Here is a 12615-nt window from a genome sequence, read left to right as displayed (position 1 = left end):
CGTGACCTCCCCCATTATTCAAGTTCGCGGCCTCTCCAAGCGTTACAACCTTGGAAGCATCGGCGTGACCACCCTGCGCGATGAAGTGGAACGCTTTCTCGACAAATGTTCCTCGTTCCTTGTTCCTCGTTCCTTGTTAACTACGAACCAAGAACCAAGAACCAAGAACAGCGAAGCTTCCTTCTGGGCGCTTCGCGACGTGTCGTTTGATGTTCAGCCTGGGGAGGTGCTGGGCATTATCGGGAAGAATGGGGCTGGCAAATCCACGCTTCTCAAGATCCTGTCCCGTATCACCGAGCCGAGCTCCGGTGAGGCCATTCTGCGCGGCCGTGTGGCCTCGCTGTTGGAAGTAGGCACGGGGTTTCATCCCGACTTGAGCGGACGGGAGAACATTTATTTGAACGGGGCGATCCTGGGGATGAAAAAGAGGGAGATGGACAAAAAACTCGACGAAATTGTCGCCTTTTCCGAAGTTGAAAAATTTATTGATACGCCCGTAAAACATTACTCCAGCGGAATGTATGTGCGTCTGGCCTTTGCTGTTGCGGCGCATTTGGAATCGGAAATCCTGATCGTCGATGAAGTGCTCGCAGTAGGTGATTCTGCATTTCAAAAAAAGTGCCTGGGTAAAATGGGCGAATTGGCGCGAGGCCATGGGCGCACCGTATTATTTGTTTCACATAATATCACAGTGATGCTGCAAATTTGCTCACGCCTTGCCCTTATGAACAATGGGCAAATTGAAAATCTGGGGGAACCCCACAGTGTCGCGAATCGCTACTTGGCAGCCAAAACAAAAGCCTCCAAAATTATTGATCTGGATAAGCTTGAAAGGGTTTCGGAGTTTTCGGGGGCCGTAAAGTATATATCCGCGGAGTTATGCGAATCTCTGTGCGCGCAACCCTGGCAATTGTCGTTTGGGGCGATCATAAGCTTGAAGTTGACCATGAAGGCCAAGGAACAAATTCGTGGCATGGAACTCGGATTGTCCCTCAAAACTTTAGAGGGCACTGAAATCATCTCAACATTGAGTTCATGGAACACCTCTTTCGGCAATATTGATCCGGGCGTCTTTGCGGTAGTCGTAAGCTTTCCGAAATTGAACCTCACGCCTGGCATCTATCACATTGGACTGGGGGTCCGTCGGGACCGCGGTCTGGAAGACTATTTGCCAGAAGCGCTTGAAATTGAGATTTTGGAAACCGGGACGGAAAGGCATTCGGGCATGAATACCATACACGGCATTATTGCACAGCAGTCTAAATTTGAACTTTTATAAACCTTATGATCAACCGATTAAAATTGGCACTTCAGCATTATTTCAAGCCGAATTTTCCGGAATCGAGTGCCCCCCGAGCCTGGCGGCCCGTGTGGCTGCCTTCCAAACTTCGTCTTGTCTCAGAGGCGCAAGTGCATCCGCACGTTCCTGAAGAGCGTGCCGAGCTGTTTCTTGCATACAATACAGGCAGCACCGAGATTGAAACCCTGAATTGGCTGTATTCCATGGTGTGCCTGATCAAGCCGACGCATATTCTTGAAACAGGGGCCGCCAATGGACTGGGCACGTTGGCGCTGGCTTCAGCCTGCCGCGACAATGGATTTGGATGCGTACACAGTGTGGAAATTGATCCGGAAACTGCCGAGAGTCTTCAGGAAACTGTCCTCAAGAACGGTTTGGAAAAGCATGTTTGTGTCCATTGCGCATCTTCGATGGATTTTCTGTCTTCAACAGATATTATCTTTGATTTCGGGTTTTTCGATTCGATCTGTGAGATACGCGCCCAAGAATATGAGCTTTGTTTGAAGAGATCCCTGCTTAAAGGACCCGCTGCCTTTCATGATACTTCTCCGCTTCGTACCCGCTCCATGCGCGATTATCCATCAGAAGAACTGCACATCCGCTATATCAAAAGGCTGCGTGAACTTGCATCCGACGCAGGAGGTTGTTTTGAACACCGTCTCGGCCGTGGGTTTGTTGTTATCTTTCCAAAAATGGATTTACCCCAACCATGATCATCAAACTCAAGCAGCGTCTTATCAGCGTACTGTGCCTTTTAGAGGCTTACTCGGGATCTTGCATGTGCCTCACCAGGCGCCTCTTTTCAAAAGAAGGCAGAATCAACATACGCGATTTTTTCAACCAAATGCAGCGCGGATCCTACCAAAGTGAGACATCCAAATGCCGCTTGCGATTGGCCCGGTTTTGTACGGGCTACGGGGTGGATCTTGGATTTGGCGGAGATCCAATCACTTCGCAAGCGATTCGGGTGGACAGTCCGATGCCTTACGCAAATACGGGGACGGCATCCGTCCAACTGGGTGGCGACGCAACCAGGCTTCATTGGTTCCGTGACGGCGTTCTGGATTACGTTTATTCCTCCCACTTGTTGGAAGACTTCGAAGATACCAAAGCTGTTTTGCGCGAATGGGTGCGGGTCCTCAAGCCGGGCGGAAACCTTGTGCTCTTTTGCCCTGATGAACAGGTTTACCGCCAGCATTGCAAAGCAACCGGGCAGGTTTACAACGAGAACCACAAGCACCCTGATTTCTCGCTGGAAAAAGCGAAGGCCCTTCTTAGTGAAATAGGCGGTGTAAAATTTATTCATGAAACACCTCTTGTGGATATTTACTCGTGGGATCTCGTTGCGCAAAAAATTGTTTGAAAATGATTGACGCGCTAAAGGCCCTTTTACGCACGCATTCAAGCACGGCAAAAATCTATGTTAGAGTCCGCTCCTGTTATTGGAGAATATATGACAGGCTTTTCTTCCTTTGGGTCTCCGCCAAGCTTGGATTTCCCCGTTCGATTTTAACTTATGGGGCGGCGCCTGGAGACAACCTTTTATGCTCTGCAGTAGCGCATGAAATGAAAAGGCGCGGTAAACGATGTATGGTCGTATCAAGCAATTATCCAGAGCTATTTGATGGAAATCAGGATGTTGATAAAGTCATAAGACGGGATGATCCTCGCATGACGATTTTGAGAAAATACGGCCTGGAAAAGGAGCTTGAATACGCATCAGTTGACCCAGGGCATACACGCTCTGCCAACCCCTCCGAACATATTATTGCCGCAATGTGCCGCATCGCCGGAATTCGTGGAAGCATCGCCCTTAAGCCTTATTTTTTTCTTGCGCAGGATGAACTGCAGTTCGGACGCTTTTTCCAAAATCAGGTCGCCATTCAATCCTCCGGACGTGGCGCCCAATATTATATGCTCAACAAAGAATGGTTTCCAGAGAGGTTTCAGCAGGTGGTTAACCACTTCTTGGGTCGGATTCCCTTTGTCCAGATCGGTTCCATGCAGGATCCTCCCTTAACCGGCTGCCTGGATCTGAGGGGCAAAACCTCGATACGCCAAAGTGCCGCAATTCTTGCAAATTCCGTTGCCTTTGTCGGCCAGGTCGGCTTTCTGATGCATTTGGCCCGGGCGGTTGAATGTCCGTCTGTTATTGTCTACGGTGGGCGGGAACTCCCCTCTCAAAGCGGATATTCATGCAATGAAAATCTCTGCCGCCGTCCAGAATGCTCGCCCTGCTGGCTTTGGAATGACTGCGAGCATGACCGCATTTGCATGAAGGACATCCGCGTGGATGAAGTTTGTGATGCCCTTGAAAGATTGCTAGGAAACAGAAAGACGCCACCGCCTGCCGATATGGCGACAATAACAAACGATGGAAATGAGCATGCCTGATATCAGCATCATACTTTGCACGCATAACCCCCGCCATGATTTTTTGGCGAAGACTCTTGAAGCCCTGCGGCAGCAATCCCTGCCTAAACGCACGTGGGAGCTGCTGATTATCGACAATGCGTCCAGCAATACTGTTCTGTCTTCTGTCGATTTAAGCTGGCACCCGTCAGCAAAAAAAATATCGGAGCCAAAACTGGGGCTTACACCCGCGCGGCTTTGCGGAATCGCCCACGCACGCGCCCCTCTGCTGGTGTTTGTCGATGATGACAATATTTTGGCGGCAGATTATTTGGAAGCCTCGCTGCAGATCGCAAAGAATTACCCATATCTCGGTGCATTTGGAGGCAGCACCTTTCCGGAGTTTGAAATAAAACCAGAGACCCGGCATCAACCCTATCTAAAACTACTGGCGATTCGGGAAATCAACCGCCCATCCTGGTGTCTTCTTCCGGGCCTGCAGAGTCTGGCATCATGCCCATTTGGCACGGGCCTGTGCCTGCGCGAATCAGTTGCAAGGGAATACAGCAGGCTAACAGTTGAATCAAAGCTCAGAACATCCCTTGACAGATGCGGCGCCCAACTGAGCTCGTTTGGAGATGTGGACATGGCGTTGACGGCATGCGATTGCAATATGGGCATTGGGTTGTTCCGCGAGTTGAAACTTACCCACCTCATTCCAAAATCCCGCCTGCAGGACGCCTATTTGCTTCAACTCCAGGAAGCCATGTCCTACTCGCATCATCTACTGCGCTATATCCGGGAAGGTTACCGCCCATCCCTGCCAACCCAGGACAGAAGCGACCGCTTGCTGCGGATTTACAAACGGATCAGGGCCAAACTTTCCGGATCTCTGGACGCAGATTCATTATTCCAAGAGAAGATGAGCGAGGCTCTTTTGGCCGGCATTGTGAGAGCCATGCATGATCTTTCGGCGTCTCCCAACAATGTATGAACTCGGCTTTAATCCAGTCCAATCATCCTGAAAACCTCTCCCGGCGCAAAAGTTATATCCCCTCCGGTTCTCAAGAGTTATTTATCGTTCCGCTCTTGCAAAAAAGGATCCAGGCCGCGATTGACGAATGGATGAAGACAGCGCCGGATCATGCCGATATTTTAGACGCAGGATGTGGTGAACAGCCTTGGCGCAACAATCTTGAAGAATACGGCGCTGCTTACTATAGCCTAGATGTTGGACAAAACAGCACTAACACCGTCCATTGGCTGACAACCCTGGATGCGGACGGGTTGCCGCCCGCCTTGCTTGCGCAAGGTCCTTTTGATTTTATTTTATGCACCGAGGTTTTGGAACATGTAGCGGATTGGGAGAATGCTTTTGCCAATCTCGCGATTCTTTTGAAATGTGGAGGGACCCTGCTCCTCACTTGTCCTCATTTTTATCCGTTGCATGAAGAACCCCATGATTACTGGCGTCCCACACGCCATGCCGTTGAATTTTTCACTCAAAGGCACGGATTGACGATCCACACATATGAAGCTCTTGGAAATGCCTGGGACATTATCGGCACCCTTCTAGGTGCCAGTTTTGTACTAAGCGCCAAACCCACATGGACAAGCCGGTTGGCGGCAAAAACCGCTGCCCTGTTCCGCAATGCGCTCTGGGTACTGCTGTCCACCAATCGATTGCAAAATCTGGTTCAGTTGGAGAGCACACTGTATCTTTCCAACTTTTGGATTCTAACAAAAAAGTGAAACCGCACATTGCATTTGTCCATGACATCAGTGGTGCTCGCGCGTCCGGTTGCCAACTGCTATGGGCAAACGCCGCCTGCCATTTGTCCGAAACCCAGGCGGCGCATGTGGGTGTTTGTTGCGCGCCCGGCGCTGCCATGGATATGTTTGAATTCCGCCGACTGCAGGATCTGGGCGTTCCCATCCATGTGCCCAAGTCACCAAAAGGCGGCTTGGCGCGACGTTTGTTGAGGTTCACGGGGATATGGCATGAAAATACGGCAGAAGAGCAAACTTTCGCCTGGCTTGATCGCTTTCAACCGGATTTGGTGGTGATTTGCCAGTCAGCTTTTATAGGGGTGGATTATTGGGGAGAGCCCTGTTTGCGCCGAAAATGGCCCTATGTGAGCATTTCGCAATGCGCTGCGGAACACATATGGCCTCCCGACGACCAGATCAGGCAGTTACGGGAAGGCTTTCAACATGCAAAGCGAAATTATTTCGTTTCACAACGAAATCGCGAATGGGTCGAAACCGTTTTGGCTGAGTCTTTGGCTAACGCGCGTGTTATTTGCAACCCGTTCAGAGTAAATTATGACGCTCCTTTTGCATGGCCCGCAGAAGAAGGCATCTGGCGGGTGGGGTGCGTCGCACGCCTGTATCCGCCTGCCAAAGGACAGGATTTGATTTTGCACATGTTGGCCCTGGAAAAATGGAAAGCGCGCCCACTCAGTGTGACCTTTGCCGGCTCTGGATCGCACGCAAAAAGCCTTAAAAAATTGGCTGCTAGGTTAGGGATTTCACAGGTTACCTTTGCCGGACAAATCGAAGATATAGACCAATTTTGGGCCCGACATCACATGCTATTGTCAGGCTCCCGCTATGAAGGAATGCCCATGGTGGTATTGGAAGCCCTTTTATGCGGACGCCCTTGTGTGCTGACGGATGTGGCCGGCCATGCGGAACATATCCTCGAAGGCAAAAATGGTTTTCTAGCCGCCGCCCCCACAGTCGCGCTTTTGGACTCGGCCATGGAAAAAGCATGGCAGGAACGGCACCGCTGGCGGGGAATGGGGAGTTTGGCATACCAGAGATCCAGAAGCATGATTCCAAAAAACCCGGGCTCCGTTTTGGCCGAAGACTTGCTGAATGTGGCCACATTCTAGTGAACGGTCACCTTGGGAAATGATTCCCACTCCATGAGAGCGGTTCCAGTCGCCTTTATAATTTTTAACCGCCCGGATTTGACTCGCCGGGTATTCCAGCGCATTCGCGAAGCGCGCCCTGAAATTTTGCTCGTCATTGCCGATGGGCCGCGGGACGGCAAACCCGGGGATATGGACAAATGCCGCGAGTCGAGGGCGATAATTGAGGAAGTGGACTGGCCGTGCCGGGTTCTGAAACGGTATTCGGATATTAATCTGGGCGTCAAATACGGACCTTCCGGCGCAATCAACTGGGTCTTCGAACAGGTTGAGGAAGCCATTATCCTGGAGGACGACTGCCTGCCGTCTTCCTCCTTCTTCGGTTATTGCCGGGACCTTCTGGCGTATTATCGGGATGAGCCAAAAGTCATGCATATCGGCGGCTCGAACTTTCAAAATGGAATCAGCCGTTCCACGGGCTCCTATTATTTTTCGAAATATGCCCATGTCTGGGGTTGGGCGACATGGCGGCGCGCCTGGCGCCACTACGATATCGAAATGAAAAGCTGGCCGGACCTCCGTGAGAGAGGCTATTTGAAAAAAATATGCCCAAATCCGGCGGAATCAGAATTCTGGACCCGCATTCTGGACGGCTTGCATGCGGGGCGCGATTGCACCTGGGACGGACAATGGCAATATGCGTGCTGGTCTCATAAGGGAATTGCCGCCATACCGGATAAAAATTTGATCACGAATCTCGGATTCCGGGCGGATGGATCCCACACGCGCGCGGAATCACTGCTTGCAAATCTCGAAACCGGACAAATCCCGGCACTTTGCCATCCGCCTAACCTGACAGTGGATTGCGAAGCGGATGAATATACTTTTCATACGCACTGGGGTACAGGGTATCGGAAGCCCCAAGCTCTCCCGATCCGCGCTCTGCGCAAACTGAAAAGAGGATTGAAATATCTGCTGGTAAAATACGGTCTTTTCCCGCCTCCAAAAAATAAGAATACACATGGAACTTAAATACAGTTTGAAAGAATTTCTTCGCGCGCATGAGTGGTGGAAACGGTTGCGCAATCCGCCCTATCGCCGCCGTGTCCGTGAAGTGGAGCGCTTGCGCCGCAGCCCGCGAAATCTTCAAATGACTACAGGCTTGCTGGGGAAGCCCCTCCAAATCACGGATCCCGCATCTTTTTTGACAATGTACGAGGAAATATTCGAAAACGAATACTACCGCTTTTCAAGCCCCTCTCCTTGTCCCCGGATTCTTGACGCAGGGGCGAACATAGGCCTGGCTTGCATCTATTGGAAAAAGCTTTACCCGGATGCCAGGATCACGGCTTTTGAACCCGACCCTGGACTGCTCCTTGTATTGGAGGAAAATCTCCAAAGCTTCGATTTGACGGATGTGGAAGTGGTGGCCGCCGCCCTGTCGGATGAAAAAGGCTCCGGGCGTTTCGATCCGCGCGGCGGCGCGGCCGGCAGATTGTCAGACAGTAAAACTGCCGGACAGGTTGAAGTCCAACAGGTTTTGCTTTCCTCCCGCCTGAATGAGCCCATTGACCTGTTAAAGCTGGATATCGAGGGGAAAGAAATCGATGTGTTGCAGGAATGCCGCGGCCAGCTCAACCGTGTGGAACGGCTTTTTGTGGAATATCACCGGTTCAAAGACCAGCCGACCCGGCTGCGCGAATTATTGGATATTCTGGAAACGGCTGGTTTTGACGCCTTTATCCAATCCAACTGCATTGTCTCACAACCCTTTGTCAAACGTCCCGATTGGGATGGAATCGAAATGGCTTTGAACATCTTCGCAGAACGCAAAAACCTATGAACGTCCTTTATGAAGGGTATGTTTTTGACCATTCGCCCCGGGGCGGCGTCTCCAGGTATTTTCATCAGTTGATTTCCGGCATCAGTTTAAAAGCGGAAGCTCGCGTGACACTGCTCGACAATGCAAACTGCAGGGACGCTGCGCTTCGCTGGCCGAATGCCAAACCCTGTTCGTACCGGTGGAATCGCTGGATGCCCGGACGCTTGCAAATGTGGCGCGAAAAACGGTTTCTCACAGGATTGGCACAGGCCGAAATAAATCAGATCGTCCATTTTACCTATTACCAAACACTCCGGAATGTCCCTTTCAAGGAATTCCACGGGTGTCGGGTTGTTACCGTGCATGATTGTATTCATGAGCGGTTTCCGGAAACAGATCCTGACGGGCGTTTGCAAAAGGCGAAACGGGCGGCTTTGGACAGCGCGGACGCCATCATCTGCATTTCCCAGTCAACCCGGCAGGACCTGTCAAACTATTATCCTGGGTTGGAATGCAAAACCCGGGTTGTTCTGCATGGCACGCCCCAACTGCCTCCATTGCGGAAAACAGACGGTGTAAAATCCCGGCCCTATTTTTTGTACGTCGGGTACAGGAAAGGATACAAAAATTTCAAACTGCTTGCCCGCGCCTTTGCCCGCTTCCACGCCGCTTATCCGGAAACAATCCTTAAACTCGCGGGCCAGCCGTTTTCCACGGAAGAACAGGCCGAACTCGCACAAGCCGGACTGCTGGAAGGAATGGAGCATCTTGGTTTTTTATCCGAACAGGATCTTGCACAGCTTTATAGCGATGCGCTGGCCCTTGTTCTAACTTCTCGCTGGGAAGGTTTCGGCTTCCCCATCCTCGAGGCATTTGCCTGTGGAACGCCAGTACTTGCGTCGGACATCGCGCCCTTCAGGGAGGTCGCCGGCAATGCCGCCTTGTTCTTTGCGGAAAATAACGAAGAGTCATTGTATCTTTCCCTGCGAAAGCTAGCTGAAGAAAACGAATTACGCGAGGAGTTGAAAACTCTGGGAAGAATGCGCTCGCCGGAGTTTCAACTGGAAAAGTCAATCGCCGCAACCTTGGCTGTGTATCGGGAACTGATATGACAACAACCCGGATCTTCCAGGCAGCAGCGGGGCTGTAATCCGCATTTTCAAACGCCATGCGCATCAGCGTCATCATTCCCAGCTATCAAACAGCCGCTTATCTGGAGGAAACCCTGCTGTCCGTTTTGGAACAGAAATATCCGGATTTGGAATTGCTGGTCATTGATGGCGGGAGCACGGACGGGAGTATTGATATCCTGAGAAAATATGAAAAGCATCTGGCCTTCTGGGTCAGCGAACCGGATCGGGGCCAGACACATGCCATCAACAAGGGCCTTCAAAAAATGACCGGGGACGCATGGATGTATCTGAACAGTGATGACATCCTGCTGCCTGGCTTCCTGCAAACGGTGGAACATTATTTCAAAGATCCCTCTATAGTCTGGATCTCCGGTACTGCCGACACTTTTGCCTCCAATGGGGTGTGTGGTGAAATTGTACCCGTTCCGGCAAGGACAGCATCCGAGTACCTGCGCCCGTGGGGCCGCTCACATTCCTATCTTTTCCCCTTTTCCGACGCCTGCTTTATGCGGCGCTCGGTTTACGAAAAGCTCGGGCGGCTTGGATGAAACGTATCATTATTCGATGGACATGGAGTACTACGCGCGGGCTGTGCTCGCATGCGGACTGGTACAGACGTTGGTTCCGGAAAAGCTGGCCGCCTGGCGCTTCCATGCGGATTCCAAGACCATCAAATCAGGCATCGCCTGGGGGTTTCGACAGGATGAAATACGGATTGCGGAAAGGTATGCGCCACGCCTGCCTGACGCGGAACGCAGCCAACTGGAAAAGGAACTGCAGAGGGAGCGCCGCATGCTTGTGCCGCGCGAAGCCATGTATTTGCTGCAATGCCGGCAAAAATTGAAAGCCTTCGGCAAATTGGCGAAAGGCTTGCTGCGCTATCCCGATCTGGCTTGCAACCGGCCGTGGTTGGGCGCTCTGCGCCGAACAATGAGCCTGCAAAAAGGCGGACTATGATTGTGAAGCTACTGCAGACCGGCGCCGGATTATTTCGCAGGAAACCGCAACCCCTGGATTTTACAGCTTACAATACAACTGCAGACTGGTTCCAAAGGAACAGCTCCCAAATTGGCGCGGCCTATGTGCGGCTTCGGGAACCTGAGGAAGTGGTCAATCGGATGAACTACCCAGATTTTGGTTATAATTACAATGTTATGCAATGGGAGCGAGAAATATTCCCGGCGGTTTTTGCCGCCGTCATGCCCGGTGCGCGCCTTTGGTTCAGGCCCTGGCAACCCAATGCCGTCTTTGCAGCCGACGGCAATCCGGTCAGCGACCTGATTTTTCGACTCTACAACGCGGATGAATTCTACAGGGATGGAAAGGCGGGCAAGTGGCGCCTGCCCAAACCATTGCATTTGCGCGGAACGATCGCCGATCTCACATGCCTGGGCGACGGAAAAAACTACTGCCACTGGCTCCTGGATTGCCTGCCCAAAATACATGTACTCCGGGAGGCGGGCCTTTTCAGCAGCATCGACAAATTTTTGGTCAACGCACTGACACCGTTTGTGACGGACACTCTTGAGGTATTTAATATCAGTCCGGATCGGATAATCTCACTGGAACAGACGGGGGAGTATTTGAGTTTGGAAAAGTTTGTCGCCTTATCCCCACTGACCTCGGCATTTCGGCCGCGCTGGATCTTTGAATTTTTGCAAAAGGCCTTTACGCGCCCGGTTTCAGAAACACGAAAAAAACGCCTCTATATCAGCCGGGGCGACGCGCCAACCCGCAGGGTCTTGAACGATGCGGAGGTTTTTACGGCACTAAAACCGCTTGGATTTGAAAAGATTCTTATGAACGGCCTCAGCGTCAGGGAACAAGCCGCGCTCTTTGCCGAGGCTGGGGCCATCGTGGCTTCGCATGGCGCCGCGCTGGCCAATCTGGCCTTTTGCAAGACCGGAACCACGGTTGTCGAGTGCTTTCCTAGCGGGTACTCGGACATGGCTTATTGGGGAATCGCCAGCCGTTTGGATTTGGCCTATGCGTGTCTTGCCTTCCCCGCTGTAGAAGGCGACCCCAAGCATGCTGATTTTAATATCGATCCGGCAAGATTGGCCGAGACGCTGGCAGCTTTGGGGATTCGCCGATAGCAAACCGCATGATTACATAGTTAGGAACATGAGGCCAGGCCGGTTATGGTGGTGGATTCAGCGGGATTGCAAACGCGGAGGGCGGGCGGCATGGCATGACCATGTCACCAGCAAAAAAATCCTCCTTTGGAAACATCCCGGTTATCCCCTCGCGGAGGTACCGGTTTGCGTACTGACAGGCAGGGAAACCTGGCTGCTGACCTGCTGGATGCTGGCAAGCTGGACTCACTTTACAGAAAGGAGTTGGAAGATCGTGTTGCACGATGATGGCACGCTCACACCGGAAATCATCAGCCGGCTTCATGCGATGTTTCCGCATTTTAGCGTGGTACCCTTGCTTGAGTCAGATGCGGGCATGGAGCCTGTCCTGCGGACGTATCCGCATTGCGCCACGTACCGGAAGCAACATCCCCTTGCCAGGAAGATTTTTGATGTCCCCTTTTATTGCAAGGAGCAGCGCTTCATTCTTTTGGACAGCGACGTTTTGTTTTTCCAGAAGCCGGTGGAAATTCTACAGTGGGTGGATAGTGGCTCGGAGGAATGCCGGTTCAACCGGGACGCCCAGGATGCCTTGTTGGTCAGCCCGGCAGAGGCTGAAGCAAAGTTCAGCGTGAAACTCTGGCCCCAAGCCAACAGCGGCATCTGCCTGCTGTATCGCCCGGCGCTGGATTGTCAATGAGGACGAAATTGCCCGAACCCTGGAAGGGCTTGGTTTTAAGACAGTGGCGCTGGAAGATTTGAAGCTTGAAGAACAAGTGGGTGTTTTTGCCGAGGCGGACTGGGTGATTGGGCCAAACGGTTCCAGCATGTTCAACCTGGTTTTTTGCCCCAAAGGTGCGCGAGCCATCGAACTTTTTTCCGAGTCATCCGTCAATGTCTGTCAATGGGCCATCGCCAACCTGGCGCAGGTGCATTACGGATATTTGATCGGAAGCCAGGTGGCGGCTCCGCATACGGATCCTCATGAGTTTGATTACAGTATCGACACGGAGCAGCTTCTGCAATTGGCGGATCATATGAGCGGCATTTGAAAGAG

General features: G+C 52.0%; 15 protein-coding genes. All 15 read left to right on the top strand.

Annotation, left to right across the window (positions count from 1 at the left end):
- Position 1 precedes the first annotated feature (1 nt).
- Genes PHD76_04235 through PHD76_04165 form a run of 15 tightly spaced genes read left to right on the top strand, consistent with a single transcriptional unit; the run spans position 2 to position 12610 of the window.
- On the top strand, positions 2–1279 hold the full coding sequence (locus PHD76_04235; GenBank protein MDD5261038.1) for an ABC transporter ATP-binding protein: 1278 nt from the start codon (positions 2–4) through the stop codon (positions 1277–1279).
- A 5-nt stretch (positions 1280–1284) separates the two neighbouring features.
- Positions 1285–2013, top strand: a complete 729-nt coding sequence (locus tag PHD76_04230; GenBank protein ID MDD5261037.1) for a class I SAM-dependent methyltransferase — start codon at positions 1285–1287, stop codon at positions 2011–2013.
- Positions 2010–2663 carry a methyltransferase domain-containing protein gene (locus tag PHD76_04225; GenBank protein MDD5261036.1) on the top strand — a complete coding sequence of 218 codons (654 nt, stop codon included), beginning with the start codon at positions 2010–2012 and terminating at the stop codon, positions 2661–2663. Before PHD76_04230 ends, PHD76_04225 begins: the two co-directional genes overlap by 4 nt.
- A 2-nt stretch (positions 2664–2665) precedes the next feature.
- A complete protein-coding gene (locus PHD76_04220) occupies positions 2666–3694 on the top strand; it encodes a glycosyltransferase family 9 protein (protein ID MDD5261035.1) in 1029 nt (342 codons plus the stop codon).
- A complete protein-coding gene (locus PHD76_04215; GenBank protein MDD5261034.1) occupies positions 3687–4646 on the top strand; it encodes a glycosyltransferase in 960 nt (319 codons plus the stop codon). Before PHD76_04220 ends, PHD76_04215 begins: the two co-directional genes overlap by 8 nt.
- Entirely contained in the window at positions 4643–5404 is a 762-nt protein-coding gene (locus PHD76_04210; GenBank protein MDD5261033.1) for a class I SAM-dependent methyltransferase, read from the top strand. Before PHD76_04215 ends, PHD76_04210 begins: the two co-directional genes overlap by 4 nt.
- Entirely contained in the window at positions 5401–6549 is a 1149-nt protein-coding gene (locus tag PHD76_04205; protein MDD5261032.1) for a glycosyltransferase, read from the top strand. The genes PHD76_04210 and PHD76_04205 overlap by 4 nt, the downstream gene beginning before the upstream one ends.
- Before the next feature lie 33 nt (positions 6550–6582).
- Positions 6583–7560, top strand: coding sequence for a hypothetical protein (locus PHD76_04200; protein MDD5261031.1), 978 nt, complete (start codon positions 6583–6585; stop codon positions 7558–7560).
- A 7-nt stretch (positions 7561–7567) separates the two neighbouring features.
- Positions 7568–8371, top strand: coding sequence for an FkbM family methyltransferase (locus tag PHD76_04195; protein ID MDD5261030.1), 804 nt, complete (start codon positions 7568–7570; stop codon positions 8369–8371).
- Complete coding sequence (locus PHD76_04190; protein MDD5261029.1) at positions 8368–9462, top strand: glycosyltransferase family 1 protein; 1095 nt, start codon at positions 8368–8370, stop codon at positions 9460–9462. The genes PHD76_04195 and PHD76_04190 overlap by 4 nt, the downstream gene beginning before the upstream one ends.
- 56 nt (positions 9463–9518) lie before the next feature.
- Positions 9519–10031, top strand: a complete 513-nt coding sequence (locus tag PHD76_04185) for a glycosyltransferase family 2 protein (GenBank protein MDD5261028.1) — start codon at positions 9519–9521, stop codon at positions 10029–10031.
- Positions 10024–10440, top strand: a complete 417-nt coding sequence (locus tag PHD76_04180; GenBank protein MDD5261027.1) for a hypothetical protein — start codon at positions 10024–10026, stop codon at positions 10438–10440. The genes PHD76_04185 and PHD76_04180 overlap by 8 nt, the downstream gene beginning before the upstream one ends.
- Positions 10437–11579 (top strand): glycosyltransferase family 61 protein, encoded by a 1143-nt coding sequence (locus PHD76_04175; protein MDD5261026.1) that lies wholly within the window; start codon positions 10437–10439, stop codon positions 11577–11579. The genes PHD76_04180 and PHD76_04175 overlap by 4 nt, the downstream gene beginning before the upstream one ends.
- 28 nt (positions 11580–11607) lie before the next feature.
- A complete protein-coding gene (locus PHD76_04170) occupies positions 11608–12258 on the top strand; it encodes a hypothetical protein (protein MDD5261025.1) in 651 nt (216 codons plus the stop codon).
- A gap of 19 nt (positions 12259–12277) precedes the next feature.
- A complete protein-coding gene (locus tag PHD76_04165) occupies positions 12278–12610 on the top strand; it encodes a glycosyltransferase family 61 protein (protein MDD5261024.1) in 333 nt (110 codons plus the stop codon).
- Positions 12611–12615: the final 5 nt, after the last annotated feature.

It is taken from the genome of Candidatus Methylacidiphilales bacterium (assembly GCA_028713655.1).
GTDB lineage: Bacteria > Verrucomicrobiota > Verrucomicrobiia > Methylacidiphilales > JAAUTS01 > JAQTNW01.
The sequence above is the reverse complement of the archived record's forward strand: the minus strand, read 5'-3'. Positions and strand labels throughout refer to the sequence as shown.

What these genes read in the sequence shown, in the direction of transcription:
- PHD76_04210 (MDD5261033.1), top strand. Translation starts at nt 4,643, where the DNA reads ATGAACTCGGCTTTAATCCAGTCCAATCATCCTGAAAACCTCTCCCGG.
- PHD76_04175 (MDD5261026.1), top strand. Translation starts at nt 10,437, where the DNA reads ATGATTGTGAAGCTACTGCAGACCGGCGCCGGATTATTTCGCAGGAAA.
- PHD76_04225 (MDD5261036.1), top strand. Translation starts at nt 2,010, where the DNA reads ATGATCATCAAACTCAAGCAGCGTCTTATCAGCGTACTGTGCCTTTTA.
- PHD76_04185 (MDD5261028.1), top strand. Translation starts at nt 9,519, where the DNA reads ATGCGCATCAGCGTCATCATTCCCAGCTATCAAACAGCCGCTTATCTG.
- PHD76_04220 (MDD5261035.1), top strand. Translation starts at nt 2,666, where the DNA reads ATGATTGACGCGCTAAAGGCCCTTTTACGCACGCATTCAAGCACGGCA.
- PHD76_04200 (MDD5261031.1), top strand. Translation starts at nt 6,583, where the DNA reads ATGAGAGCGGTTCCAGTCGCCTTTATAATTTTTAACCGCCCGGATTTG.
- PHD76_04170 (MDD5261025.1), top strand. Translation starts at nt 11,608, where the DNA reads ATGAGGCCAGGCCGGTTATGGTGGTGGATTCAGCGGGATTGCAAACGC.
- PHD76_04215 (MDD5261034.1), top strand. Translation starts at nt 3,687, where the DNA reads ATGCCTGATATCAGCATCATACTTTGCACGCATAACCCCCGCCATGAT.
- PHD76_04190 (MDD5261029.1), top strand. Translation starts at nt 8,368, where the DNA reads ATGAACGTCCTTTATGAAGGGTATGTTTTTGACCATTCGCCCCGGGGC.
- PHD76_04230 (MDD5261037.1), top strand. Translation starts at nt 1,285, where the DNA reads ATGATCAACCGATTAAAATTGGCACTTCAGCATTATTTCAAGCCGAAT.